Raw genomic sequence first — 25,024 nt, forward strand, 5'->3', positions numbered from 1 at the left:
CCGACCGTCGATTCGTCTACCGCCTGTGCCGCCAGTCCGAGCGGAAAATCGACGATGTGTCGACCAGAGTTGAGCGGAATACACTCAACTCTGCTGGCGTTCTCTCTCCCGTATGGCTCATACTTGAGCCTATTGGACTAAAGAGAGAAAGGTACGCGAGTGGACAGCTTCAACCCGACCACCAAGACACAGGCTGCGCTGAGCACTGCCCTGCAGGCGGCGGCCGCTGCCGGTAATTCCGACGTACGTCCCGCACACATCCTGGTGGCCCTGCTCGATCAGTCCGACGGCATCGCCACACCTCTGCTCAAAGCGGTCGGCGTGGATCCGTCGACCGTTCGTGCGCAGGCCCAGGGGCTGGTGGATCGGGCGCCGACGGTGGCCAGTGCGAGCGCGCACCCGCAACTCTCCCGCGAGTCGATCGCGGCCATCACTGCAGCTCAGCAGCTCGCCGGTGAGCTCAGCGACGAATACGTCTCGACTGAGCACATCCTCGTCGGCCTGGCCACCGGCGACTCCGACACCGCCAAGTTGCTGGCCAACGCGGGCGCGACGCCGCAGGCCTTGCAGGAGGCGTTCGTCGCCGTGCGCGGCAATGCTCGTGTCACCACGCCCGACCCCGAGCAGACCTATCAGGCGCTGGAGAAGTACTCCACCGACCTGACGGCGGCTGCGCGTGAGGGCAAACTCGACCCGGTCATCGGTCGTGACACCGAGATCCGCCGTGTGGTGCAGGTGCTCTCGCGCCGCACCAAGAACAACCCGGTGCTGATCGGTGAGCCCGGCGTCGGCAAGACGGCGATCGTCGAGGGCCTGGCCCAGCGGATCATCGCGGGCGACGTCCCGGAATCGCTACGGAACAAGACGGTCGTCTCCCTCGACATGGGCTCGATGGTGGCCGGCGCCAAGTATCGCGGCGAGTTCGAGGAGCGGCTCAAGGCCGTCCTCGAGGAGATCAAGGGATCGGCCGGTCAGGTCATCACCTTCATCGACGAGTTGCACACCATCGTGGGCGCAGGCGCGACCGGCGACTCCGCGATGGACGCCGGCAACATGATCAAGCCGATGCTCGCCCGCGGTGAGCTGCGGATGGTCGGCGCCACCACGCTGGAGGAGTACCGCCAGTACATCGAGAAGGACGCCGCTCTGGAGCGGCGATTCCAGCAGGTGTACGTGGGGGAGCCGACGGTCGAGGACACCATCGGCATCCTGCGTGGACTCAAGGACCGCTACGAGGTGCACCACGGCGTGCGCATCACCGATTCCGCGCTGGTGGGGGCCGCCACGCTCTCCGACCGCTACATCACCTCGCGGTTCCTGCCCGACAAGGCCATCGACCTCGTCGACGAGGCCGCGTCGCGACTGCGCATGGAGATCGACTCCCGTCCCGTCGAGATCGACGAGGTCGAGCGCATCGTCCGCCGCCTCGAGGTCGAAGAGGTCGCCCTGGAGAAGGAGACCGACGCGGCGTCGAAGGAACGTCTGGAGAAACTGCGCGGCGAACTGGCCGACCAGAAGGAGAAGCTCAACGAGCTCTCGGCACGCTGGCAGTCGGAGAAGACCGCCATCGACGCCGTCCGGGACACCAAGGAGGAACTCGAAAGGCTTCGCGGCGAGGCGGATCGGGCCGAGCGCGACAGCGATCTGGGCCGGGCCGCAGAACTGCGGTACGGCAAGATTCCGAGCCTCGAGAAGGAACTCACGGCGGCGCTGGAGAAGACCGGCACCGACCCCGGCCAGGACGTGATGCTGCAGGAGGAGGTCGGGCCCGACGACGTCGCGCAGGTCGTGTCGGCGTGGACCGGCATCCCCGCCGGCCGCATGCTGGAGGGCGAGACCGCGAAGCTGTTGCGGATGGAAGACGAACTCGGACAACGGGTCATCGGACAGCAGGCGCCCGTGCAGGCAGTCTCCGACGCGGTGCGACGTGCCAGGGCGGGTGTCGCCGATCCGAACCGTCCGTTGGGGTCTTTCCTGTTCCTCGGGCCGACGGGTGTCGGCAAGACCGAGCTCGCGAAGGCGTTGGCGGAGTTCCTGTTCGACGATGAGCGTGCGATGGTCCGGATCGACATGAGTGAGTACGGCGAGAAGCACAGCGTCGCGCGGCTCGTCGGCGCACCTCCCGGCTACGTCGGCTACGAGTCCGGCGGTCAGCTCACCGAGGCGGTGCGGCGACGTCCGTACACGGTGGTGCTGTTCGACGAGGTCGAGAAGGCCCACCCGGACGTCTTCGACGTGCTGCTGCAGGTCCTCGACGAAGGTCGCCTGACCGACGGGCAGGGCCGAACGGTCGACTTCCGCAACACCATCCTCATCCTCACCTCGAACCTCGGTTCGGGTGGCGACAAGGACCAGGTGATGGCGGCGGTCCGCGCAGCCTTCAAGCCGGAGTTCATCAATCGGCTCGACGACGTGGTGATCTTCGACGCGCTGAGCCCGGAAGAGCTCGTGTCCATCGTGGACATCCAGTTGGCGCAGCTCGGTAAGCGGCTGGCACAGCGCCGCCTGGAACTGCAGGTGACGCCGAAGGCCAAGGAGTGGCTGGCCGAGCGTGGCTTCGACCCGCTCTACGGTGCCCGTCCGTTGCGGCGGCTGGTGCAAAAGTCGATCGGCGATCGGCTGGCGAAGGCGTTGCTGGCGGGCGACGTCACCGATGGTGACATCGTGCCGGTGGACGTCGGTGCCGACGGAGAATCGTTGGTGCTCGGCTGATCTGGTGACCGAGATCGTCCCCGAGAGGGCGGCCCGAGGGGTATTCCCCTCGGTACCACCCCTCGGGGACGATTGCTGTCGTCACACGCCGGTCACCCCGTCGATGCTTTCGCGAATTAAGTCGGCGTGGCCGCAATGTCGCGCGTACTCGGCGATCATGTGTGTGTAGATCCAGCGCAGACTCACATCACCACCACCAAATGAACTGGTGTCGGGCAATTCTCGGGTCGCGCAATTCTCCCGCGCCCGGGTGATCTCATTCTGCCTGATCTCTTCGGCGCGGCGGTACGACGACTCCTCGGCGAGCTCGAATCCGCCATCATGGCCGACGGGTCGAGAGCTGCTGTCATAAATCGGGCCGATCTGCTCCCCGAGCAGTACGCGGCGGAACCAGTTCCGTTCCACCTCCGCCAGGTGCTGGACCAGACCCAGGAGCGTCAAGGTCGACGGCTCGGTCGACGCGGTGCGGAGTTGCTCGTCGTCGAGACCGTCGCACTTCTGTGCGAGCGTCGCGCGGTAGAAGTCCAGCCAACCCTCCAGCGTGGTTCGTTCGTCGTCGTTCATCGGCGGCACCGGGCGTTTGGTCGTCATGGTCGCCGATGGTGGCATCTCGCCATGACATCGAGCGAGTCACACCGAGAACCCCTGCACCGACATGGTGCAGGGGTTCTCGGCCGCCGTCAGTGGCGTGTGCCCGCGATCAGGCCGCGACGACCGCCGCATTCTGCGTTTCGTCGCCCAACTCGTGTCGTCCCATCCGGATCATGCCGGTGACGACCAGGAACGCGAGGAACATGAACCCGGCGCCGCAATAGAAGGCCACGTCGTAGCTGTGGATACTCGCGGACATGAAGCCCGCCGGGTTCACCGGAACAGGCTGTCGGGTGGTCGGATCGAGCGCCATGGCGCTGCGGCTGTCGTTGGACAACACCTGCGCCACAATCGTGCTCAGGAGTGCAACGCCGACCGAGCCGCCGACCTGCTGGGAGGTGTTGACCAGCGCGCTGGCCACACCGGCGTCCTTTTCGTCGATACGGTGCAAGGCCACCGACTGCATGGAGACGAACACCAGGCCCATCCCGAGGGCGATCAGGAGCTCGCTGGGCAGGATGTGTGCCAGCCACGTCGAGTCCGAATCCAGTTGCGCCAGGTAGAGGTAGCCGAGGGTGCCGGACAGAGTGCCGGCCATCATCAGCGGCCGCGGCCCGAACCGGGGGAGCAGCGAGCTGGCCGCTGCGGCCGCGACGATGATCCCCGCCGGGAACGGCAGGAACAGGACACCCGCCTGCAGAGGGGTGTGGCCCAGCGTGTTCTGGAAGTAGTAGCTCAAGAACAAGAACATCGCGAACATGGCGGTCGGGACGATGAACGCCACCAGATAGGCCCCACCGCGGTTCAGGTCACCCGGGATACGCAGCGGGAGCAGAGGGCTGGCGCTTCTCAGCTCGATCATCACGAATGCGACCAACAGCGCTGCGGCGGCCGCGAACAACAGGATGGTCGATGGTGCGCCCCAGCCGGATTCAGCTGCTCTGGTGAATCCGTAGACGAGGCTGACGAGCCCCAGGGTGACGGTCACCGCACCCGGGAGATCGTAGTGGCCCGTCCGTTTGGACGGCACGTCCCGGATCACCAGGACCAGTCCGCCGATCGCGGCGACGATCGCGATCGGGGTGTTGATCAACAGGGTCCAGCGCCAGGAGAAGAACTCGGTGAGAGCGCCGCCGGCGATCAGGCCGATCGCGGCGCCGCCACCGGACACGGCACCGTAGACCGCAAAGGCGCGGGCCCGCTCGCGATGTTCGGTGAAGGTGACGGTGATCAGCGACAGCGCCGCGGGCGCGAGCATTGCCGCGAACACCCCCTGCAGGGCACGTCCGGCGAAGAATGACATGCCGTCCCAGGCGAATCCGGCCATCGCCGACGACGCGGCGAAACCGGCGAGCCCGATCAGGAACATCCGCCGGCGCCCCAGGTAGTCGGCCATCCGGCCGCCCAGCAGCAGGAGTCCGCCGAACATCAGCGTGTACGCGGTGAGCGCCCACTGGCGATTGGCATCGGAGATGTCCAGGTCGGATTGGGCAAAGGGTAGGGCGATCGTGATGATGCTGGCGTCGAGCACCACGATCAGTTGGGCCAGGGCGATGATGCCCAGCGCCCACCAGCGACGTGAGTGTGCCGGAGGCGGGGATGCGGGTGCGGAGTCAGGGAGATCTCGCGATAGAGCAGTGTCCGATGTGGTCAAGGGGTCCTCGATCCGGAGGGGTGAAGTATCGGTGCCTGGCAATAGTGGCAGAGCCAGACAGAAGTCGTCAAGAGACAAAATACTGAATCAGTCAATTGGCGCAGACTGCAGAAATATCTGGCCGGAAGAGTTACAATCTGGTCGTGACCCTTGCTGAATCCCGAACAGGCCAGCTCAAGGCCGGTCTTCGCGAACGCAAGAAGCTGCAGACGCGCGACCGGCTGATAGCCGCGGCTCTGGATCTGTGCGATACGCAGGGTTTCGAGTCGACTACTGTCGAGCAGATCTCAGACGCGGCCGACATCTCGCCGCGTACGTTCAACCGGTATTTCGCCACCAAAGAGGACGTCATCCTGGCGCCGGCCGAGGACATGATCGCCGCGATGGCCGCATCCCTCGACGCGCAGCCGCGGACCGGAAACCCCTTCGAGGCGCTGGTCAACGCGCAGGTTCAGATCTTCTGCGGCGAGTGTCCGACTGGTTCTGTCGATCTGACCCGATTCGAGACCATGAACCGGATCATCCAGAGCGCGCCGTCGGTGAGCGGCCGCAACACCGAACTTGCCGAGAAGAAGTTCCGGAACATCACCGATAAGGTCGCCGAGCGGATGGAACTGCCCGCCGAGGACGGCCGGGTGCGGGTGGTGGTCGCGGTGTACATGTCGCTCATGCACCTCTCGATGGACGCCTGGCGATGTGACCAGGCGGGCGCTCTCGCCGATTCGGCAGTCGCTGCGGAGACCCTGGCGGCGACCTACGAGACATTCCGCGAAGTCGTCAAGAACGTCTGAGCGCGTGCCCGCCTGCGCGAGTAGGCGAGATCAGGCCGATTCGGCCGCGGCTCGGTAGAGCCACGAGATCACCAGCGCACCGGGATCGACCACGCCACGCGCGTTCTCACCGACGTAACTCGCTCGCCCCTTGGAAGCGGTGGTGTCCCTGGTGGATTCGGCGCCCTCCTGGGCCTTGTCGGCGACGGCGGACAGCGACTCCTCGTCCGACAGCGCCCTGGCGGCAGGGCTGAGAGCGTCAACCACCGTGTTGTCGCCGACGTCGGCGCCGCCGAGATCCTTGATCTCGGCAAGCGCCGTTGCCGTCCCCTCGCGTAGAGCGCTCGCGATGTGGTCCGCTGTTCCGAAAGCCTGTGCCAGTTCACGGAACAACACGCCGAACACGGCGCCGGACGTGCCGCCCGCGCGCACGAGGTACGACGTGCTGATGGCGGTGAGGATCTCGGCATCGGTCCCCCGCAGTGGCAGATCGAAGTGCCCGAGCGCCGCCTTCATGTTGGTGCCGAAGTCGCCGTCGCCTGCCTGCTGATCGAGGGCCGTCAGATCGTCGATCGAGTCCAGCACACGCCCGACGAAATCGGAGAGCCACCCGGATTCCGTGCCGTCGGCGGCGGAGTCGTCTGGTTCGGCGAACGTGATGTCGGAGACCGTGGGGCGGCCACGCGCAATGGTCGATGGCCATGCAGGAGCGTCGGTCTCGTCGTCGAACAGCGACAGGACCTCGTCGTCGAGCCGGACGAGCGTGATCGAGAAGCCGGTCATGTCCAGGGCGGTGACGAACGTTCCGACCATCGATCGCTCGACGGCGATGCCGCGGATATCCAGCTCGGCGGCGACCTCACCGAACACCAGTGACAGTTCCAGCGGGTGTGCCGAGCCGAGTCCGTTGACCAGGCAGATGACCTGCTCGCCTTTCTGTAGGCCCAAGGACTCCGAAATTCGTTCCAGCATAAGGGAAATCAATTCGCGCGCACCCACCCGGGTGGTGCGTTCCTCACCGGCTTCACCGTGGATACCGACGCCGAACTCCATCTCGTCGGGCTCGAGTTCGAAGGTGAGCGCGCCGGCGCCGGGCACTGTGCAGCCTCGATAGGCGACCGCGATGCTGCGTGCGTTGTCGGCGGTGCGCTGTCCGATCTCGGCAAGGTGGTCGAGATCGTGACCACGCGCTGCGGCTGCGCCGCACACCTTTTCGACGATGATGGTGGCGCCTGTGCCGCGTCTGCCCGGACCCGTTTCGGATTCGGTGGCCACGTCGTCGGCGACGATGATGTGGTCGGTCGCGACGTCGTCGCGCAGCATGTGGCGGGCGATCCGGAAGTTCATCACGTCGCCGGTGTAGTTCTTCACGATGTGCAGGACGCCGTTGCCCTGGTCGGCCCAGCGCGTGGCGCCGGCGATCTGCAGGGCGTTGGGGGAGGTGAACACGAGGCCCGGGCACGCGGCGTCGATCATGCCCGCGCCGATCATCCCCGAGTGCATCGGCTCGTGACCCGATCCCCCGCCGGAGATCACCCCGACCCGGGGTTCTTCCGGGACGTCGCGTCGGTGGAGGAAGCCGGGGTCCGGCTGCCACGCGATCGACGGGTGAGCAGCGACGAAACCGCGCAGCGCGTCGGTGATGAAGGTGTCCGGGCTGTTGAGGACGTACTCATGCGGGGTCACGTCTCCAGGGTAGGTCGGGGGCCTCGATACGCGACTCCTTCGTCACCGCTACTCGGCCGGCGGTGGGACGGGCCGGCGGACGGACGCGACTGTCGGAGAGCGGCGGTAGGGTGCGGATGTCGACCGAACCGAGGAGTTGCGCATGTCGTTTGTGATCACCGGCGACGACGGTGTGACGCGGTGCGGCTGGGCCGCCGTGGAGCCGGAGACGGCCTACCACGACGAGGAGTGGGGTTTTCCGCTCGACGGTGACGACGCGTTCTTCGAGCGGGTTGCGCTGGAGGGATTCCAGGCCGGTCTGAGCTGGCGCACCATCCTGACCAAGCGGGAGAACTTCCGTGCGGCGTTCGCCGGTTTCGACATCGAAAAGGTCGCGCGATTCAGCGACGTGGACATCTCGCGGCTGCTCGGCGACGCGGGAATCATCCGGCATCGAGGCAAGATCGAGGCCGTGATCAACAACGCCCGGCGCGCCGGTGAACTCATCGAGCACGAGGGTTCGTTGCCGGCCTACTTCTGGCGTTACGAGCCGGAGTCGGAACCGGAACCGCATACCCAGACCACATCACCCGAGTCGGTCGCGTTGTCCAAGGACCTCAAGAAGCGCGGCTGGAAGTTCGTCGGACCCACCACGATGTTCGCTTTGATGCAGGCGAGCGGCATCGTCAACGATCACGCCCACGAGTGCGCGACGCGGTCACTGGTGGCGCAGGCACGGTCGTCGATCCGACGTCCCTCGCCCAGCAATCCTTGACTTGAAGTGGACTTGAGGTCTTAGCGTCGGCCACATGGGCACGCCACCGAACCTGAACGACGAGACAGTCTCCACCGGCGCCGTGGTGGAAGAACTGCGGGGCCGCCTGCAGCACGGTCTCGCCGACGACATCCTCTGGGGAACGCCTAAAGGCCAGGTCCTGCAGGGCTATTCACCACTCAATTCGATCCATCGTCAGATGATGCCGGCGAGGGTGGCACCCGCCTCGAATTTCGAGGTCGTGCAGACAATCGCACCCGCCCCGGTGTGATCGTCGCGCACATCGGACGCAATTCGCTCGACGGGGGCTTCTCGGAGATGGCGATGTACGTCCTCGTCGAGCGGGACGGCCGATGGTGGCCGGCCGCCGCCCAGAACACCCCGATCATCGACACCCTGCCGACCCGATGAGGCCGACGATGAACGACACCGAACTGATGAACGCCGATGTCCTCGAGTATCTCGGGACCCAGCGGCTCGGCCGCCTGGCCACCGTCGACCAGAACGGTGCGCCGCAGAACAGTCCGGTCGGCTTCCGGATCAATCGAGAACTCGGCACCATCGACATCGGCGGGTACAACCTGACCAGGAGTCGGAAGTTCCGCAATCTCGTGCACAACGACCGCGTCGCCTTCGTCGTCGACGACATCGCGTCGGTCACACCATGGCGGGTGCGCATGGTGGAGATGCGTGGGCGTGGCGAGCAGGTCGTCGGTGGCACATCATCCGGCACGGGCATGGACGATGCGTTGATCCGGATTCACCCCGAGCGGGTCATCGCCTACGGAATCGGGTCCTGACCTGCGGCTCGTTCCGTAACACAAACGTCACTGCGGCCCAATTGTCGACAATCTGACAATATGTCATCATTCCTTCATGAAGCCGGTCGAATTCCCAGGTAACCCACCGCAACAGCAGGTGGGCATCGGGATGGTGTGTCCCTTCGACATGGCTCTCGACCGCGAGTTGTGGCGGTGGATGCCCGACTCGGTGTCGCTGTACTTCACCAGGACCGGCTTCCTCGAGGCTCCCGTCGACGTCGACCTCTGCCGTGACCTGAACAATCACTCCGAGATCGCCGCAGCGGTACGCAGCGTGCTGGCGGTGGGACCGCGGGCGTTCGGCTACGCCTGCGCCTCGGGGAGCTTTGTCTATGGCATGGCCGGTGCGCAGGAACTCTCCCACTGCATGCTGGCGGCCGGTGCGCCTGCAGCGGTGACCACCTCCGAGGCGCTGGTTCGGGCGCTGGACGTGATGGGGATCGGGCGGATCGCGGTCGCGACCCCGTACACGTCCGCACTCACCGGATTGCTGTGCGACTTTCTGTCCGAATCCGGGCGCAGCGTGGTCGCCCAGTCCGGGCTCGGTCGTGATCACGAGATCTGGACGATCCCGTATGCGGTCACCTGCGATCTCATCAGGTCCGCCGATCACCCCGACGCCGACGCGATCTTTGTCTCCTGCACCAATCTCTGGACCTACGACGTCCTGGGTGTGATGGAGGCCGAACTGGGTAAGCCCGTGTTGTCGGCGAATCAGGTCACGGCGTGGGCGACATTGGCTGAGGCGGGTGTCGCGGCGGAGTCGCTGTCGGTGAACGACGGGCAATCGCTGTTCGCCCGGGTAGCCTGACCCGTGTGACCGATCAGAGTTCCGAGACGCCGTTCGGCGAGGCGGCGAAGGCCAAGTACGTGCAGCTGACCACCTTTCGCAAGGACGGCACGTCGGTGGCCACGCCACTGTGGGCGGCGATCGACGGCGAGCGACTGACGATGTGGACCGCCACGGATTCGTGGAAGGTCAAACGCATCCGCCGCGACCCGCGAGTCGTCGTGCAGGCCTGCGATGCACGCGGTCGCAAGACCACCGGCGAACCGGTGAGCGGCACCGCCGAGATCCTCGACGACGCCGGCACCGAGAAGGTCCGTGGCCTGATCATCGGCAAGTACGGGATTCTCGGGTGGCTGACGGTCAAGGGCAGCCTCCTGCGCCGCGGCAAGAGCGGGACGGTCGGCCTCTCCATAACCCCCACCCCCTAACCCCACCCCCTAACCCCACCCCACTCTCCCCACCCAACTCTCCCCACCCAACCCACCCCTCACACCCCTCACACCCCAGCCGCGACGGTTCCCGTCATCCGCGCCCCCGAAATGCCGTCGCGGATGACGGGAACCGTCGCGGTTGCGTAGGGGGTGTGGGTGGTGCGTGCGGTGCGCGCATGGGCGCCGTCAAGAAGTTGGTGCGCGCCGTATGGATTCCGTTAAGGGCTCTGTCGCCGCTTGCGATCGAGGGCGATTCTGACAGTTGGGCCACGCAGAAACTGCTGCGTGGCATCGACACTGGAAAGCGGAGTCGAAGTGGCTGATCTGCTGTATCTGCTCGCGGCGATTGCAGGATTCGTGGTGTGCCTGATGACGGTCCGCGGTATCGACGCGAGGACGGGCCGATGACCGCCGACGGACTGATCAACGTACTCCTCGTCGTACTGGCCGCCGCGGTCGTCATCTACCTGCTGGTGGCGCTCATCGTTCCGGAGAGGTTCTGACATGTCCGTGACAGCAGCCGGCCTCCTTCAGTTGGCGTTGGTGATCATCGTGCTGGGCGCTCTGTACGTCCCCCTCGGGGATTACATGGCCCGGGTCTACGATTCGGATCGCCACCTCCGAGGGGAACGGCTCCTCTACCGAATCGGCCGAATCGACCCGCGACGGCAACAGAGCTGGGTGGGATACGCCCTCGCGGTGCTGGGATTCTCGCTGATCTCGTTCGTGTTTGTCTATGTTCTGCAACGGATTCAAGGAATTTTGCCCTGGTCGGATGGCAAATCGGGCGTCTCGCCGTCGATGGCCTTCAACACCGCGATCTCGTTCGTCACCAACACCAACTGGCAGTCCTATTCGCCCGAGGTGGTGATGAGCAATCTCACCCAGATGCTCGGTCTGGCGGTGCAGAACTTCCTGTCGGCGGCGGTCGGGATGGCCGTGGCGATCGCGCTCGTCCGTGGCATCGCCAATCGGCGCGGCACCGGCCAGATCGGCAATTTCTGGGTCGACCTGGTGCGCGGCACAGTCCGAATCCTGTTGCCACTGAGCATCATCGTCGCAATCATCCTCCTCACTCAGGGCGCGGTCCAATCACTGCGGACCGGCTTCGACTTCACCACGCTGGACGGGCAGCGGGCGCACAGCATGCTCGGGCCGTTCGCATCGCAGGAAGCGATCAAGGAACTCGGGACCAATGGTGGTGGAACCCTGTCGGCCAACTCGGCGCATCCGTTCTCCAATCCGACACCGCTGTCCGATGTCGTGGAGATCCTTGCGCTGCTGGTGATTCCGGTGTGTCTGACCCGAACCTACGGCACGATGGTCGGGGACCGGCGCCAAGGTCACACCTTGCTGGGTGTGATGGCGACCATCTGGGCGGCGATGCTCACGGTCGTGTGGATCTTCGAATCACGTACCAGTGGAGTTGCTTCGAACGCCGCGGGCGCGATGATGGAGGGCAAGGAGCAGCGATTCGGAATTCCGGCGTCAGCTTTGTGGGCCGTCTCGACCACGGGCACCTCGACCGGCGCGGTGAACTCCGCGCACGACAGTTTCTCCGCGGCCGGTGGCGGTGCACTGCTCTGGAACATGTTGCTCGGCGAGGTTGCGCCCGGCGGAGTGGGGGCCGGACTGTACAGCATTCTGGTGATGGCGGTGATCACGGTGTTCGTCGGCGGCCTGCTCGTCGGGCGGTCCCCGGAGTTCATGGGTAAAAAGGTCGCGCAACACGAGATCACCTTGGCCGCGCTGTACGTCCTGGTGATGCCTGCGCTCGTTCTCTCCGGGACCGCGATCTCCGTTATCCTCGGATCCACCACGGGATTCCAGGGCACCAGCGGTGATCCGGGCACCCCGGGGTCGATCCACGGGTTCAGCGAGGTGTTGTACGCGTACGCCTCGGCCGCGAACAACAACGGCAGCGCCTTCGGCGGATTGTCGGTGACCAGCGACTGGTTCCAGACATCCTTGGGTCTCGCGATGCTGTTGGGCCGCTTTCTGCCGATCATCTTCGTGCTGGCGCTGGCGGGACGGCTCGGGATGCAACGTCCGCGATCGCGGGACGGAGCGGTCGGTGATCGTGTCGTCGCGGCCGGTGGTCCGGTCGAGCCCACCTCGACAGTCGGCGGAGGTGCGTCGACCCTGACCGCTGCTCGGTCCGAAACATTCACCGCACCAGCGCAGTCCGACGCATCGACGGTTCCGACCCACGGGCCGATGTTCGCCGTGCTGCTCCTCGGCACGATTCTGCTGGTCGCCGGACTCACCTTCTTCCCGGCAATTGCGCTGGGGCCGATTGCAGAGGCATTGTTGTGAATCATCCTGTGGTGGAAAATGATCGGGACCCTTCGAGACGCTCGCAGGCTCGCTCCTCAGGGGACGGGGGACGCTCGCAGGCTCGCTCCTCAGGGGACGGGCGGAGGCGCTCGGGGGCTCGGGCCTCGGAGAGTGGACGGCCGGATGGCGCGGCCAAGGAGAACGCGGGACACACAACAGAGATCGTGACGGCCGGAGCGTTCGATGTACGTCGGCTGATCGCGTCGATCCCGCAGGCCGTCCGGAAACTCACCCCTCGTGCCCAGGCTCGCAATCCGGTCATGTTCGTCGTCTATCTGGGCGCGATCGTGACGACCGCACTGGCGATCTGGCAGCCCAGCTGGTTCTCCTGGTCGGTGGCGGTGTGGCTCTGGTTCACTGTGGTGTTCGCCAACCTGGCCGAGGCGGTCGCCGAGGGACGCGGTCGGGCCCAGGCCGACAGCCTGCGGAAGGTCAAGCGCGACACCGTGGCCCGCCGGACCGGGGTGGACGGGTCCATCACCGAGGTCTCGGGTAGCGCGTTGCGGATCGGCGATCTCATCGTCGTCGAGGCAGGTGAGGTGATCGCCGGTGACGGTGACGTCGTCGAGGGGATCGCCACAGTCGACGAATCCGCCATCACCGGCGAATCCGCCCCGGTGGTGCGGGAATCCGGCGGGGACCGTTCTGCGGTGACCGGAGGCACCGTCGTGTTGTCGGACCGGATCATCGTCAGGATCACCATGGCGCCCGGCGAGACCTTCGTCGATCGGATGATCGCGTTGGTGGAAGGGGCTTCCAGGAAGAAGACGCCGAACGAGATCGCGCTCGACATTCTGCTGACGAGTCTCACGATCATCTTTCTGCTCGCAGTCGTCGCGGTCGGTCCGATGCAGCAATATGCCGGGCAGTCGCCCGATCCGATCAAGCTGATCGCGCTGCTGGTATGCCTGATCCCGACCACGATCGGGGCCCTGCTGTCGTCGATCGGGATCGCCGGTATGGACCGGTTGGTGCAGCGCAACGTGCTCGCCATGTCGGGACGGGCCGTGGAGGCGGCCGGCGACGTCGACACCCTGCTGATGGACAAGACCGGGACCATCACTTTCGGCAACAGGCGTGCGACCGACCTGATCGGTGCGCCCGGTGTGGAGGCAGCCGAACTCGCGGACGTTGCGTATCGGTGCAGTCTGGCCGACGACACACCAGAGGGCCGCAGCATCGTCGACCTGTGCATCCGTGAGTACGGCATCGAGGCGCTCGACGGTTCGTCGGTGGCGGCCGCGGGCTCGCGTGAACATCCGGAATACGAGGCGGTGGCTTTCACCGCTGAGACCCGCATGAGCGGCATCGACGTGCCCGGACGTGGCGGCACGGTCGAGTACCGCAAGGGTGCGGCGGACGCCGTCGTGCGGTGGGTGTGCGGCCATGGTGGGACGGTTCCCGCTGCGGTGCTCGAGGAGGTGGAGCTGGTGTCGTCGGCGGGCGCGACGCCTCTGGTGGTGGCAGTCCGCGGTGCTGTCGCAGAGAAACGCGTTGCTGTCGGCGGGGAACAGGTTGCTGTCGGCGAGAAATCGGTTGCTGTCGGCGGGGATGAGGGCGTGGCGCGCGTGCTCGGCGTGATCCGGTTGTCGGACGTGGTGAAGCCGGGGATGGCCGCGCGGTTCGCGCAGCTGCGTGCGATGGGCATCCGGACGGTGATGGTGACCGGCGACAACCCGCTGACCGCGCAGGCGATAGCGGCGGAGGCCGGCGTCGACGACTTCGTCGCGGAGGCGACGCCGGAAGACAAGCTGGCACTCATCCGTACCGAACAGTCCGGCGGCCGCCTGGTGGCGATGACCGGGGACGGCACCAACGACGCTCCGGCGCTCGCCCAGGCCGACGTCGGGCTGGCGATGAACACCGGGACGTCGGCGGCGAAAGAGGCCGGCAACATGGTCGACCTCGACTCCGATCCGACCAAACTGATCGACGTCGTCGCGATCGGCAAGCAGCTGCTGATCACCCGTGGTGCGTTGACCACATTCTCGCTGGCCAACGACCTCGCCAAGTATTTCGCCATTCTGCCGGCGCTCTTCAGCGGCATCTATCCGCAACTGGATGCGCTCAACATCATGCGGTTGCATTCGGCTCAATCGGCGATAGTCTCGGCGGTCATCTTCAACGCGCTCATCATCGTTGCCCTGATCCCGTTGTCGCTGCGCGGCGTCCGCTACCGCCCGTCCTCGGCATCGAGGTTGCTGGGCCGCAATCTGCTCATCTACGGCGTCGGGGGAGTGATCACACCATTCCTCGGGATCTGGTTGATCGATCTCGTCGTGCGTCTTCTCCCGGGAATGGGGTAGTCCGGTGAAAACGGTCGTGTCAGGCCTCGCGCGCCAGTGTGTCGCGGCAGTCGGAGTGCTCCTTGCACTCACGGTGCTGCTCGGCGTCGCGTATCCGGCGGCGGTGTGGGCGGTTTCCCGCATCGGCGCAAGCTCCGCAGAGGGTTCTCAACTCGTCGATGCGCGCGGGTGCGCGGTCGGTTCGTCGTTGATCGGTATCGACCCACAGGTGCCGCCCGGGCGGCCGGATCCGTATCTGCATGCGCGGGTGCTGGGCTCAGCCGACGACCCGATGGCGCCCGGGAATCCGGCCGCGTCGGCCGCGAGCAACAAGGGCCCGGGCAACGAGGACCTGAAGGCATGGATCGATGCGAGGCGCAGCATCATCGCCCGACGCGAGGGCGTGGCCCCGTCGGCCGTGCCCGCGGACGCGGTGACCGGTTCCGGATCCGGCCTGGATCCCGACATCAGCCAGGCATATGCGACCTTGCAGGTGCCGCGGGTCGCGCGCCAGAACGGCATGTCCGAGCAGCATGTGAGGGCGGTCGTGGACCAGAACACCAGTACACGGCAGTGGGGCTTCCTCGGTGAGTCCCGGGTCAACGTCGTGAAGGTCAACCTCGCGCTGGGCCTAACGGCACCGTCATGTCACCGATGACCCGCGATCCGGTCGCCGGCCGATACACTGGTCCACATGGCCGCGGCAGGTGATGCTCGGGGACGACTCGAGGTCTTCCTCGGTTGCGCTCCGGGCGTTGGCAAGACATTCGAGATGCTCGCCACCGCCCGTGGGCTCATCGACGATGGCGCCGATGTCGTTGTCGCCGTGGTGGAGTCACACGGAAGGGCGGCCACCGCAGCGCTCGTAGAAGACTTCGAGGTCATCGGCCGGCGAGACGTGGAGTACCGGGGCACCGTCCTGGCGGAGATGGATCTGGACGCGGTCCTCGCCCGCAGGCCGCAGGTCGCACTGGTCGACGAACTCGCTCACACCAATGCGCCGGGAATGCGAAACGCGAAGCGCTGGAAGGATATCGAAGCACTCCGTGACGCCGGTATCGATGTCCTCTCGACGATCAACATCCAACATCTCGAGAGTCTGAACGACGTCGTCGCGCAGATCACCGGGATCACCCAGCGTGAGACCGTGCCCGACGACGTCGTCCGGGCCGCGGATCAGATCGAACTCGTCGACATCGCACCGCAAGCTCTCCGGCAACGATTGATCGCCGGCAAGGTCTACCCGGGCGGGCGGATCGACGGTGCACTGTCGAACTACTTCCGGCAGGGGAACCTGACCGCCCTCCGCGAGCTCGCGCTCCTGTGGCTGGCCGACCAGGTGGACGACAATCTGGCAGATTACCGTGCCGCGCATGCGATCACCGACACATGGGAAACCCGCGAGCGCGTGGCGGTCGCGATCACCGGGGGGCCGGAATCGTCGACGTTGTTGCGCCGCGCCAGCCGGATAGCCTCCCGGTCCAGCGCCGACCTGGTGGTCGTCCACGTGGTTCGTGGAGACGGGCTCGCCGATCATGCACCCGTCGACATGGCCGCCCTCCGCGAGCTCGCCGCCGGGTTCGGTGCGAAGATCCACACCGTCGTCGGCGACGACATCCCGGCCACGCTGCTCGACTTCGCGCGCGGGGTGAACGCCACCCAGCTCGTCCTGGGTACGTCCCGACGACCACGGTGGCAGCGCATCCTGGACGAAGGTGTCGGTACCAGCGTGGTTCGCGAGAGCGGTCGCATCGACGTGCACATGGTGACGCACGAGGAGACGCGTCGGCGCAACCGCCTCGACATCCGCGACACCCGTTTCCACCGCCCCCTGAGTTGGCTGGCCGCGGTCGTCGTCCCGGTCGTGGTGACCGGGATCCTCGTGTGGCTCGACCGCTGGCTCGGGTTCGCCAGCGAGTCGGCGCTGTTCTTCGTCGCGGTGCTGGCGGTGTCGCTGCTCGGCGGCATCGGGCCGGCGGCATTGTCGGCGGTGGTGTCGGGCCTGCTTCTCAACTATTTCTTCACCGACCCCCGCTTCACGTTCACGATCGACGAGCCGGACAACCTGATCACCATCCTGGTGATGCTGATCATCGCGATCGCCGTTGCCGCACTGGTGGACTCGGCCGCGACACGACGTGTCCAGGCGCAGCGGGCCGGGCGGGACGCCGAGCTGCTGTCGCTGTTCTCCAGCGCGGTACTCGGCGGTGCTGACGTGCCCGGCCTGCTCGAACGGGTCCGCGAGACATACGACCAGGAGGGGGTGGCGCTGATCCGTCGTCGGGACCGAGGAGTGATCGAGGTGGCCTCGGATGTCGGGGCGAACGCACCGGTCGTCGAGAATGATGCCGTGACGATCTGTCCGGTCCCCGGCGGGGAGTACGAACTGTGGTTGGCCGGGCCGAAACTGGGCGGTCGCGATCGGCGGGTGCTCACCACGGTCGCGACCCAGGCGGCCGGTGCCGTCCAACGACATCAGCTCGAGGCCGAGGCGGCCGAGGCCACCGCGATCGCACATGCCGACGAGTTGCGGCGTGCCCTGTTGTCGGCGGTGAGTCATGATCTGCGTACCCCGTTGGCGGCGGCGAAGGCCGCGGTCTCGAGTCTGCGCAGCACCGATGTCACCTTCAGCGTCGAGGACACCTCGGAACTCCTCGCCACTGTCGAGGAATCGGTGGATCAACTGGCCGCGCTGGTCGGCAACCTGCTGGACTCCTCCCGACTCGCGGCGGGCGCGGTGCGGCCCGAACTGCATCGCACCTACCTGGCCGAGGTCGTGCACCGGGCGATGGCTGCCGTGTATCGGCGAGATCCGGACTCGCCGAATGTGGCCGTGGAACTCGAACACGCCTGGGCCTACACCGATGCCGGGCTACTCGAACGGGCCCTGGCCAACCTGATCGACAACGCGGTACGCCATGGCGGCGGTGAGGTGTCGGTGTCCGCGGGGATCGGCAGCGCGAACGATTCGTCGGCGGAACCCACCCCACCCGGCGGAACCGGAGATGACGGGCCGCGGTGCGTCATCCGGGTCGTCGACCATGGTCCGGGCATCCCCGTCGACGAGCGTGCCCGGGTGTTCACCGCCTTCCACCAGTACGGAGATCGGAACGGTGCGTCGTCGGGGGTCGGGCTCGGGCTGTCGGTGGCACGCGGTTTCGTCACCGCGATCGGTGGAACCCTCGAGGCGGCCGAGACGCCCGGCGGAGGGACCACGATGGTGGTCTCGCTACCGATGTCGGACGATCGGATCGATGTGGACGCGGCCCGATGAACGCGCACGTCCGGGTGCTGGTGGTCGACGACGAGCCACAACTGGTGCGCGCGTTGCGGATCAATCTGAACGCCCGGGGATTCGCGGTGACCACGGCGTCGAACGGAACCGACGCGCTGATGGCTGCCGCACGGACGGACCCGCAGGTCGTGGTCCTCGATCTGGGTCTGCCCGACCTCGACGGCCTGACCGTTCTGGAGGGCCTGCGAGGATGGACGAATGTTCCGGTGATCGTGCTCTCGGCCCGTACCGACGCAGCCGACAAGGTGGCCGCACTGGACGCCGGCGCAGACGATTACGTCACCAAACCCTTTGGCATGGAGGAGTTCCTGGCCCGCCTACGTGCGGCGGTGCGACGCGGTGCGGCCTCGGTGGACGGTTCCGCGACCCCGGTGGTTGACGCCGGGGGGTTCGTCGTCGATCTGGCGGCGAAGTCGGTGACACGGGATGGTGCGGCGGTGCACCTGACACCGACCGAGTGGGGGATCATCGAGATCCTCGTGCGAAACGAAGGAAAGCTGGTGGGACAGAGGGAGATCCTGACGGCGGTATGGGGTCCGACGTATGTCACGCAGACCAACTATCTCCGGGTCTATCTGGCCAGTCTGCGTCGCAAACTCGAGGACGACCCGACGAATCCGAAGCACCTCCTCACCGAATCGGGGATGGGGTACCGCTTCGTGCGGTGACGCCGGCATCGCGGAAGAGCCGGCCCAGCCCCTCGGCGTGGACCTGTCGATCGACCAGCCGGAGTGCCTGCCAGATGGTGACCTGATTGGCCGTCAGCACCGGTTTGCCGAGGTCGCTTTCCAGGTCGTCGATCCAACTTATCGTGTGTAATGCGGTGTCGGGCAGCAGGATCGCCTCCGCGTCGTCGGTGTCGACGGCTCGGGTCATCTCGAAAAGATTGTCCCCGTCGACCGAGCCGGCCTCGGTTGCCGTCTCGATGTCGTGCGCCGCCGCGGACACCACCGCGACGCCCGCATCGGCGAGGAACGTGCTGAATCCGTCGGCGACGGCCGCCGGATAGGTCGCGGCCACGGCGACCGAGGTGACCCGAAGCTCCTGGCATGCGGCCGCGAACGCCAGCGAGGTCGAGGACACCGGCAGTCCGGTGGCATCGGAGATCTCGGCGACCTGCTCATGCGCCCCCGTCCAGCCGTACAGGAAGCTGCCGGAGGTGCAAGCCCACATCAGCGCATCCGGGTGGTGTTTCGCGGCCTGTCGCGCCCCGTCGAGAAGTCGATGCCCGGCCCCGACCGCTCGCATCGCCTCGACCGTATGGTCGTCGGACTCGATGTCGGTGACGATCACCGGCAACGACGCCGCACCACCTAGAGCGCTCTCGGCGAGCGGGTAATCGTCCTCCGCGGCGTGTCCTGGATACAGCATGACGACTGTGGGCGTTCTGGTTGTCACCCGTGCACCTCCCGAGTAGATTGTCAACAATCTACCAAGAACGCCGAGATGTGCCGAAGGAATTGATGGAAACGACCGCACGCTGGTCCAGCGCCGCCGACCTGGTGTCCGGATTCTCCTCCGGCGAGTTGTCGCCGGTGGAGGTGGCCGCCGAACACCTTGATGCAATCGGGGCCGGGAACCCCGCGATCAATGCGTATTGCCTGGTCGACGCCGATCTGGCGCTGGCCGACGCACGTGCCTCGGCGCAGCGGTATGCAGCAGGTCGTCTGCTGGGGCCGCTCGACGGTGTGCCGGTCAGCATCAAGGACCTCCTGCTGACCGCCGGATGGCCGACTCTGCGTGGCTCGGAGCTGATCGAGCCGGATGACCTCGACTGGGCGGTCGATGCGCCCGCGGTCGCCCGATTGCGTGAGGCGGGCGCCGTGTTGCTCGGCAAGGTGACCACGCCCGAGTTCGGGTGGAAGGGTGTCACCGACAGCCTGCGATGCGGCGTCACGCGCAATCCGTGGAACACCGACCGGACGACCGGCGGCTCCAGCGGCGGGAGCGGGGCCGCGGTCGCTGCGGGACTCAGCACGCTGTCGGTGGGCACCGATGGTGGTGGCTCCATCCGCATCCCGGCATCCTTTTGCGGCATCGTGGGTTTCAAACCGACCTACGGCCGCATCCCGCTCTACCCGGCAAGCCCGTTCGGGACGCTCGCCCATGCCGGACCGATGACGCGGACGGTCGGCGACTGCGCGGCCATGCTCGACGTGCTCAGCGGCTTCGACTCACGTGACTGGTCGGCGATGCCCACGCCCACGCAGCGGACGGCCGATCTGCTGGCGCAGGCGCCGGCCGACCTCGTCGGTGTGCGGATCGCCTACAGTTCCACACTCGGGTTCGGATCGAATGATCCTGCCGTCCAACGGAACACCGACGCCGCAGTGGTCGCACTTCGTGATCTCGGCGCCGACGTCACCGTGGTGGAACTCCAGTGGGAGGACCCGGCGTGGGCTTATCACATCCTGTGGTTCAGTGGTGCCGAGGTGGTGGTGCGCGCGTTCGGGCCCGGCGGGATGGAGAAGATCGACCCTGGACTCCGGCAGGCTCTGTTGCGGCACAGCGGATTCACCGCCGCCGACTACCTCGACGCCACCGCGTTGCGGATGTCGATGGGCGTGGAGACGGGGAAGCTGCACGAGGAGTTCGACGCGCTGGTCACCCCGACGATGCCGACGGTGGCCTTCGAAGCGGGCGTTGATGTTCCGGCACATTCCGAAAGTCCCGACTGGACGTCGTGGACACCGTATTCCTATCCGTTCAATCTCACCGGACAGCCTGCGATCACGGTGCCGAGCGGATTCGACGACACCGACGACGGGTCGGGTCTGCCCACCGGGTTGCAGATCGTCGGAGCCCGACATCACGACCACATGGTCCTGCGCATTGCCGCGGCCTACGAATCCGCGGCGCGATTCGCCACCCTGGAAGGAGTTCGATGACCGACCGGTTCATCTCCGTCCGCCTCGAGCAGCGCAACGTCACGGCCGTGGCACGTCTGCTCGACGACGAAGCGCCCCGCACCGCCGCCGCGGTCTGGGACGCCCTGCCTCTCGGCGGACAGGTGTATCACGGGAAATTTGCCCGAAATGAGATCTACGCGTTGTTTCCATCCTTCGCGCCGGCCGAGCCGGGACCGGAGAACACCACGGTGACGCCCATTCCGGGAGACCTCTGCTACTTCACCTTTGACGGAGTGCTGACCAATCCGGCGTATGGGTACGAGTCCGGTTCCGCGCCGGGCGAGCATCAGATGCTCATCGATCTCGCGGTGTTCTACGGACGCAACAACCTGCTGGTCAATGGCGATGTCGGGTGGGTTCCGGGCAACGTCTTCGCGACCATTGTCTCCGGCCTCGACGAATTCGCCGCGGCCTGCAACGACGTCTGGATGGGCGGAGCCCGGGGCGAAGTACTGTCCTATGCGCGTGCATCAGGGTAAGAACTAGAGGTAATGTCGATGAGTGTTTCGCAGGACAAGAGCCAAGGGCGGAAGAGAATTCTGACACCACTGGTGCAGGAGTCGACACCTGCGATCATCGCCCGGAAGTTGCACGACGCGATAGCGAGCGGTAACTTCCCGCCTGGCTCGCAGTTGACCGAGTCCGGCCTCGCGGCCGACCTCGGGGTCAGCCGCGGACCGTTGCGCGAGGCGATGCAGCGACTGACCGCCGAGGGGCTGCTGGTCAGTCACCGCAACCGCGGATTGTTCGTGGTGTCGATGGAGGAGGACGACATCCGCGACATGTACGTGGCGCGGACGGCGATCGAGCGGGCGGCCATCGAACAGGTGATCGTCAGCGGTGATCAGGCAGCCATCGACGACCTCAATGCCGCAGTGTCGCGGATGCGTGGGTTCATCGACGATCCCAACAGTGCCGAAATGGCCGAGGCAGACATGGAGTTTCATCAGATTCTGGTGGAACATGCGCATAGTCAGCGACTTTCACGTCTCCACGAGACTATTCTGGTGGAAACGCGGATGTGCTTGCGCGCTATGCGGGGAACATATTCATCGGGGAAGGAGCGGATCGACGAGCACCAGGCATTGGTGGACGCCATAGCGTCGGGGGACGCGACGGCGGCTGACACATTGATGATCGAACACATGAAGGATGGTCTGCACCGACTGGTCGGTGCAGACGAGTCATCGGGGGCCGTCTCGACCGCCTGATCCACTGCTTCACCGATCTCTATCCACCGATGTGAGTTGAGCTAGAAGACAACTGGCCGAAAGAATTCCTTCAGGAAGGCACAGATGACTGAGGCATCCTCACCGGCGACGTACGAAGAACTCGCCCCGGATCCGGAGTCGCCGGAGGGCAGATCACTCCTCCGCAAGGCGATCGCCGCATCCGCCATCGGCAATGCGACGGAGTGGTACGACTACGGCGTCTACGCCGCCACGGCGACATATCTCACCGAGGCGTTCTTCCCCGGTGATCTCGGAAGCATCGGCACCATGCTGGGTTTCGCGATCTCCTTTGTCCTCCGTCCGCTCGGCGGGATGGTCTGGGGACCGATCGGTGACCGTATCGGTCGCAAATCGGTTCTGGCCATGACGATCCTGTTGATCTCGGGGGCCACGGCACTCATCGGTGTGCTGCCGACCCACGCGGTGGCGGGGGTGTGGGCACCCATCCTGCTCATCCTGCTGCGGGTGATCCAGGGATTCTCCACCGGTGGAGAGTACGGCGGTGCCGCAACGTTCATGGCGGAATACGCGCCGGACAAGAAGCGCGGGCGATACGGTTCGTTCCTGGAATTCGGCACACTGGCCGGCTTCAGCGCCGGTACCGCGATCGTCCTGCTCTTCGAGTTGCTGCTCAGCGACGATCAGATGCAGACCTGGGGCTGGCGCATCCCGTTCCTGATCGCTCTGCCGATGGGTCTCATCGGTCTCTATCTGCGGTCGCAGATGGAGGACACCCCGGTGTTCCAGGAGCTCGAGCAAGAAGACGAGATCAAGGGCAGTGCCTGGACCCGGTTCAAGGATCTGCTCACCAACTACTGGCACCCGATCCTGGTCATGTTCGGGATGGTCATCGCGCTCAACGTGGTGAACTACACGCTGCTGGCGTATCAGCCGAGTTACCTCAAGGACACGATCGGGCTGTCCGAGACGTCGGGTTCCGTGGTCGTGCTCATCGGGCAGGTCGCGATGATGGCGATGATCCCGTTCTTCGGGCGCTGGTCCGACTCCACCGGGCGAAAACCGATGTGGTGGGGGTCGCTTATCGGCCTGTTCATCCTGGCATTGCCACTGTATTGGCTCATGGGTCAGGGATTCGCCTGGGCGATTGTCGGTTTCGTCATCCTGGGTCTGCTCTACATACCGCAGCTGGCCACCATCTCGGCGACCTTCCCGGCGATGTTCCCGACGCAGGTCCGGTACGCGGGGTTCGCGATCTCCTACAACGTGGCAACCGCTGCGTTCGGTGGCACGGCGCCACTGGTGAACGATGCGGTGGTCGAGCACACGGGCTGGAATCTGTTCCCGGCGGTGTACATGATGGGCGCCTGCGCAATCGGACTGGTGGCGATGGTGTTCCTGAAGGAGACGGCGGGCGTGTCCATCCGGGGCACCGAGACGCCCAGCAAGGAAAATGATTTCCGGATGCTGCAGGGGATGAAACCCGGTCGCTGACGCTCAACCTTCCCGCTCCCTCATTCCGTTCCCGCGCATTCGACCGAGTACGCGCGAACGAAACGGGGGAGCGGGAACTGTTGTCAGCGCAGGAGACGCAACGCGGTGAGTGCGTAGGCGCGTGCGGCGCTCTCCAGATCCGCGATCAGCACCGACTCGTCGGGCTGATGGGCCTCGGCGTGAATGTCGCCGGGGCCGAAGACGATTGCCGGAATCCCGAGATCGCGGTGGACGAATCCGCCATCGCAGGCCGCGCTCCAGCCGCCCACCGACGTGGTCCGGCCGGCGTCGGTGACCGCGGATACCGTGGTGGCCACCAGTGGATGGTCGGCGGGCGTCGCGAACCCGGGCATCTCCATGGTGACCCGGACGTCCACGGTGACACCGTCGGTGTCGATGGCCGACTCCCGGATCGCCGCGCGTAGCCGCTCGGCGATGTGGTGCGGGTTCTCGTCGGGCATCAGGCGCCGATCGATACCGAGACGGCACATCGGCGCGACCACCGAGATGCCCTGTCCGCCTTCGATCGTGCCGACGTTCCAGGTTCCCGAACCGAGGAGGTCGTCGGCGTCCATCGCGAGCTGTCGGTGGTCGAGCCGGATGAGATCCACGATCGACGCGGCAGCCTCGATGGCGTTGCGACCGTCGGCCGGACGGCCGGAATGCGCGGCACGGCCGGTGATGTCGATCTCGATGTAGGAGGCGCCGCGGCAGCCACGGACGACGGCCATGTCGGTGGGTTCGGCGACGATGCATCCTGCGAAGGAATGCTCCGCCTGCCGGGTCACGAAGTCGCGGACGCCGATGCCGTGCTCCTCCTCGTCGACGGTGCAGACGAGTTGGACCGGGCCGGACAGGTCGGCCCCGTAGGCGGACGCGTGTGACAGCGCCTGCATCGCGACCACCGCCGCGGCCAGGCCACCCTTCATGTCCGTCGTGCCGCGGCCGTAGATCCGCCCGTCGGACATCCGCGGGCGATACGGATCGGAGGTCCAGCCGGGTCCCGCCGGGACGACGTCGGAGTGGCCGAGGACCATCAGGCCCGGGCCGTCGCCGGCCGGCAGCGTCGCCACGAGGTTCGGGCGCTCGGGCGCCACGTCGTGGGTGCTCACCGTGAAGCCGGCCGAGCGGCAGGCCTTCTGGAGCACATCGACCGCGGCGCCCTCGGTACCGCCCGGGTTCTCGCTGGAGGCCTCCACGAGCGACGCGGTGAGCGTCGCGATGGTGTCGGCGTTGATGTGGGAGAGTACGCCGGCCTCTGCCTCGGTCAGCGACACCGCATCACCTTTCATCCGTTGGTCGTCG

General features: G+C 66.1%; 23 protein-coding genes. 18 read left to right on the plus strand and 5 right to left on the minus strand.

The features are described 5' to 3' along the window. Window positions 1-159: 159 nt before the first annotated feature. Window positions 160-2,712 (plus strand): ATP-dependent chaperone ClpB, encoded by a 2,553-nt coding sequence (gene clpB / locus ACLQ3I_RS08135; protein WP_425801134.1) that lies wholly within the window; start codon window positions 160-162, stop codon window positions 2,710-2,712. Between the two features lie 81 nt (window positions 2,713-2,793). Here clpB and ACLQ3I_RS08140 read toward each other — a convergent pair whose 3' ends face one another. Continuing rightward, the gene (locus tag ACLQ3I_RS08140; protein WP_425801136.1) at window positions 2,794-3,303 is read right to left on the minus strand and encodes a DinB family protein; all 510 of its coding nucleotides are present in this window, start codon (window positions 3,301-3,303) and stop codon (window positions 2,794-2,796) included. Window positions 3,304-3,412: 109 nt separating this feature from the next. Then, window positions 3,413-4,957 (minus strand): MFS transporter, encoded by a 1,545-nt coding sequence (locus ACLQ3I_RS08145; RefSeq protein WP_425801138.1) that lies wholly within the window; start codon window positions 4,955-4,957, stop codon window positions 3,413-3,415. Between the two features lie 143 nt (window positions 4,958-5,100). On the opposite strand from ACLQ3I_RS08145, the gene ACLQ3I_RS08150 reads away from it, so the two are divergent. After that, window positions 5,101-5,748: a TetR/AcrR family transcriptional regulator gene (locus tag ACLQ3I_RS08150; protein WP_425801140.1), complete on the plus strand. Its 648-nt coding sequence runs from the start codon at window positions 5,101-5,103 to the stop codon at window positions 5,746-5,748. 30 nt (window positions 5,749-5,778) lie between these two features. Here ACLQ3I_RS08150 and ACLQ3I_RS08155 read toward each other — a convergent pair whose 3' ends face one another. After that, window positions 5,779-7,413 (minus strand): dihydroxyacetone kinase family protein, encoded by a 1,635-nt coding sequence (locus tag ACLQ3I_RS08155; RefSeq protein ID WP_425801142.1) that lies wholly within the window; start codon window positions 7,411-7,413, stop codon window positions 5,779-5,781. Between the two features lie 142 nt (window positions 7,414-7,555). On the opposite strand from ACLQ3I_RS08155, the gene ACLQ3I_RS08160 reads away from it, so the two are divergent. From ACLQ3I_RS08160 to ACLQ3I_RS08215, 12 genes are all read left to right on the plus strand, one after another. Then, a complete protein-coding gene (locus tag ACLQ3I_RS08160) occupies window positions 7,556-8,167 on the plus strand; it encodes a DNA-3-methyladenine glycosylase I (protein WP_425792407.1) in 612 nt (203 codons plus the stop codon). A 34-nt stretch (window positions 8,168-8,201) separates the two neighbouring features. Further along, window positions 8,202-8,438 (plus strand): hypothetical protein, encoded by a 237-nt coding sequence (locus ACLQ3I_RS08165; protein WP_425801144.1) that lies wholly within the window; start codon window positions 8,202-8,204, stop codon window positions 8,436-8,438. Further along, window positions 8,435-8,578 (plus strand): hypothetical protein, encoded by a 144-nt coding sequence (locus ACLQ3I_RS08170; RefSeq protein ID WP_425801146.1) that lies wholly within the window; start codon window positions 8,435-8,437, stop codon window positions 8,576-8,578. Before ACLQ3I_RS08165 ends, ACLQ3I_RS08170 begins: the two co-directional genes overlap by 4 nt. Before the next feature lie 8 nt (window positions 8,579-8,586). Next, window positions 8,587-8,967 carry a PPOX class F420-dependent oxidoreductase gene (locus ACLQ3I_RS08175; protein WP_425801148.1) on the plus strand — a complete coding sequence of 127 codons (381 nt, stop codon included), beginning with the start codon at window positions 8,587-8,589 and terminating at the stop codon, window positions 8,965-8,967. A 76-nt stretch (window positions 8,968-9,043) separates the two neighbouring features. After that, complete coding sequence (locus tag ACLQ3I_RS08180) at window positions 9,044-9,799, plus strand: maleate cis-trans isomerase family protein (RefSeq protein WP_425801150.1); 756 nt, start codon at window positions 9,044-9,046, stop codon at window positions 9,797-9,799. Between the two features lie 5 nt (window positions 9,800-9,804). After that, window positions 9,805-10,206: a PPOX class F420-dependent oxidoreductase gene (locus ACLQ3I_RS08185; RefSeq protein WP_425792411.1), complete on the plus strand. Its 402-nt coding sequence runs from the start codon at window positions 9,805-9,807 to the stop codon at window positions 10,204-10,206. Between the two features lie 407 nt (window positions 10,207-10,613). Further along, complete coding sequence (locus ACLQ3I_RS08190; RefSeq protein ID WP_425792412.1) at window positions 10,614-10,712, plus strand: potassium-transporting ATPase subunit F; 99 nt, start codon at window positions 10,614-10,616, stop codon at window positions 10,710-10,712. Window position 10,713: 1 nt separating this feature from the next. Continuing rightward, window positions 10,714-12,525: a potassium-transporting ATPase subunit KdpA gene (gene kdpA, locus ACLQ3I_RS08195; RefSeq protein ID WP_425801152.1), complete on the plus strand. Its 1,812-nt coding sequence runs from the start codon at window positions 10,714-10,716 to the stop codon at window positions 12,523-12,525. A 281-nt stretch (window positions 12,526-12,806) separates the two neighbouring features. Further along, window positions 12,807-14,852, plus strand: coding sequence for a potassium-transporting ATPase subunit KdpB (gene kdpB, locus ACLQ3I_RS08200; RefSeq protein ID WP_425801911.1), 2,046 nt, complete (start codon window positions 12,807-12,809; stop codon window positions 14,850-14,852). Window positions 14,853-14,856: 4 nt separating this feature from the next. Next, window positions 14,857-15,489 (plus strand): potassium-transporting ATPase subunit C, encoded by a 633-nt coding sequence (locus ACLQ3I_RS08205; RefSeq protein WP_425801154.1) that lies wholly within the window; start codon window positions 14,857-14,859, stop codon window positions 15,487-15,489. A 36-nt stretch (window positions 15,490-15,525) separates the two neighbouring features. Next, entirely contained in the window at window positions 15,526-18,105 is a 2,580-nt protein-coding gene (locus tag ACLQ3I_RS08210) for a DUF4118 domain-containing protein (protein WP_425801156.1), read from the plus strand. Further along, entirely contained in the window at window positions 18,102-18,794 is a 693-nt protein-coding gene (locus tag ACLQ3I_RS08215; protein ID WP_425792417.1) for a response regulator, read from the plus strand. Before ACLQ3I_RS08210 ends, ACLQ3I_RS08215 begins: the two co-directional genes overlap by 4 nt. Here ACLQ3I_RS08215 and ACLQ3I_RS08220 read toward each other — a convergent pair. Then, window positions 18,757-19,497, minus strand: coding sequence for a maleate cis-trans isomerase family protein (locus ACLQ3I_RS08220; protein ID WP_425792822.1), 741 nt, complete (start codon window positions 19,495-19,497; stop codon window positions 18,757-18,759). The two genes, ACLQ3I_RS08215 and ACLQ3I_RS08220, sit on opposite strands and share 38 nt — an antisense overlap. Window positions 19,498-19,589: 92 nt before the next feature. On the opposite strand from ACLQ3I_RS08220, the gene ACLQ3I_RS08225 reads away from it, so the two are divergent. From ACLQ3I_RS08225 to ACLQ3I_RS08240, 4 genes are all read left to right on the plus strand, one after another. Beyond that, window positions 19,590-21,014 (plus strand): amidase, encoded by a 1,425-nt coding sequence (locus ACLQ3I_RS08225; protein WP_425801158.1) that lies wholly within the window; start codon window positions 19,590-19,592, stop codon window positions 21,012-21,014. Next, complete coding sequence (locus ACLQ3I_RS08230) at window positions 21,011-21,514, plus strand: DUF3830 family protein (RefSeq protein WP_425792419.1); 504 nt, start codon at window positions 21,011-21,013, stop codon at window positions 21,512-21,514. Before ACLQ3I_RS08225 ends, ACLQ3I_RS08230 begins: the two co-directional genes overlap by 4 nt. 18 nt (window positions 21,515-21,532) lie before the next feature. Further along, the gene (locus tag ACLQ3I_RS08235; RefSeq protein WP_425801160.1) at window positions 21,533-22,246 is read left to right on the plus strand and encodes a GntR family transcriptional regulator; all 714 of its coding nucleotides are present in this window, start codon (window positions 21,533-21,535) and stop codon (window positions 22,244-22,246) included. An 84-nt stretch (window positions 22,247-22,330) separates the two neighbouring features. Further along, window positions 22,331-23,719, plus strand: a complete 1,389-nt coding sequence (locus ACLQ3I_RS08240; RefSeq protein WP_425792421.1) for an MFS transporter — start codon at window positions 22,331-22,333, stop codon at window positions 23,717-23,719. A gap of 83 nt (window positions 23,720-23,802) precedes the next feature. Here ACLQ3I_RS08240 and ACLQ3I_RS08245 read toward each other — a convergent pair whose 3' ends face one another. Further along, window positions 23,803-25,011, minus strand: a complete 1,209-nt coding sequence (locus ACLQ3I_RS08245) for a M20 family metallopeptidase (RefSeq protein WP_425801162.1) — start codon at window positions 25,009-25,011, stop codon at window positions 23,803-23,805. Window positions 25,012-25,024: the final 13 nt, after the last annotated feature.

This window comes from Gordonia sp. DT101 (assembly GCF_049844895.1).
Lineage (GTDB): Bacteria > Actinomycetota > Actinomycetes > Mycobacteriales > Mycobacteriaceae > Gordonia.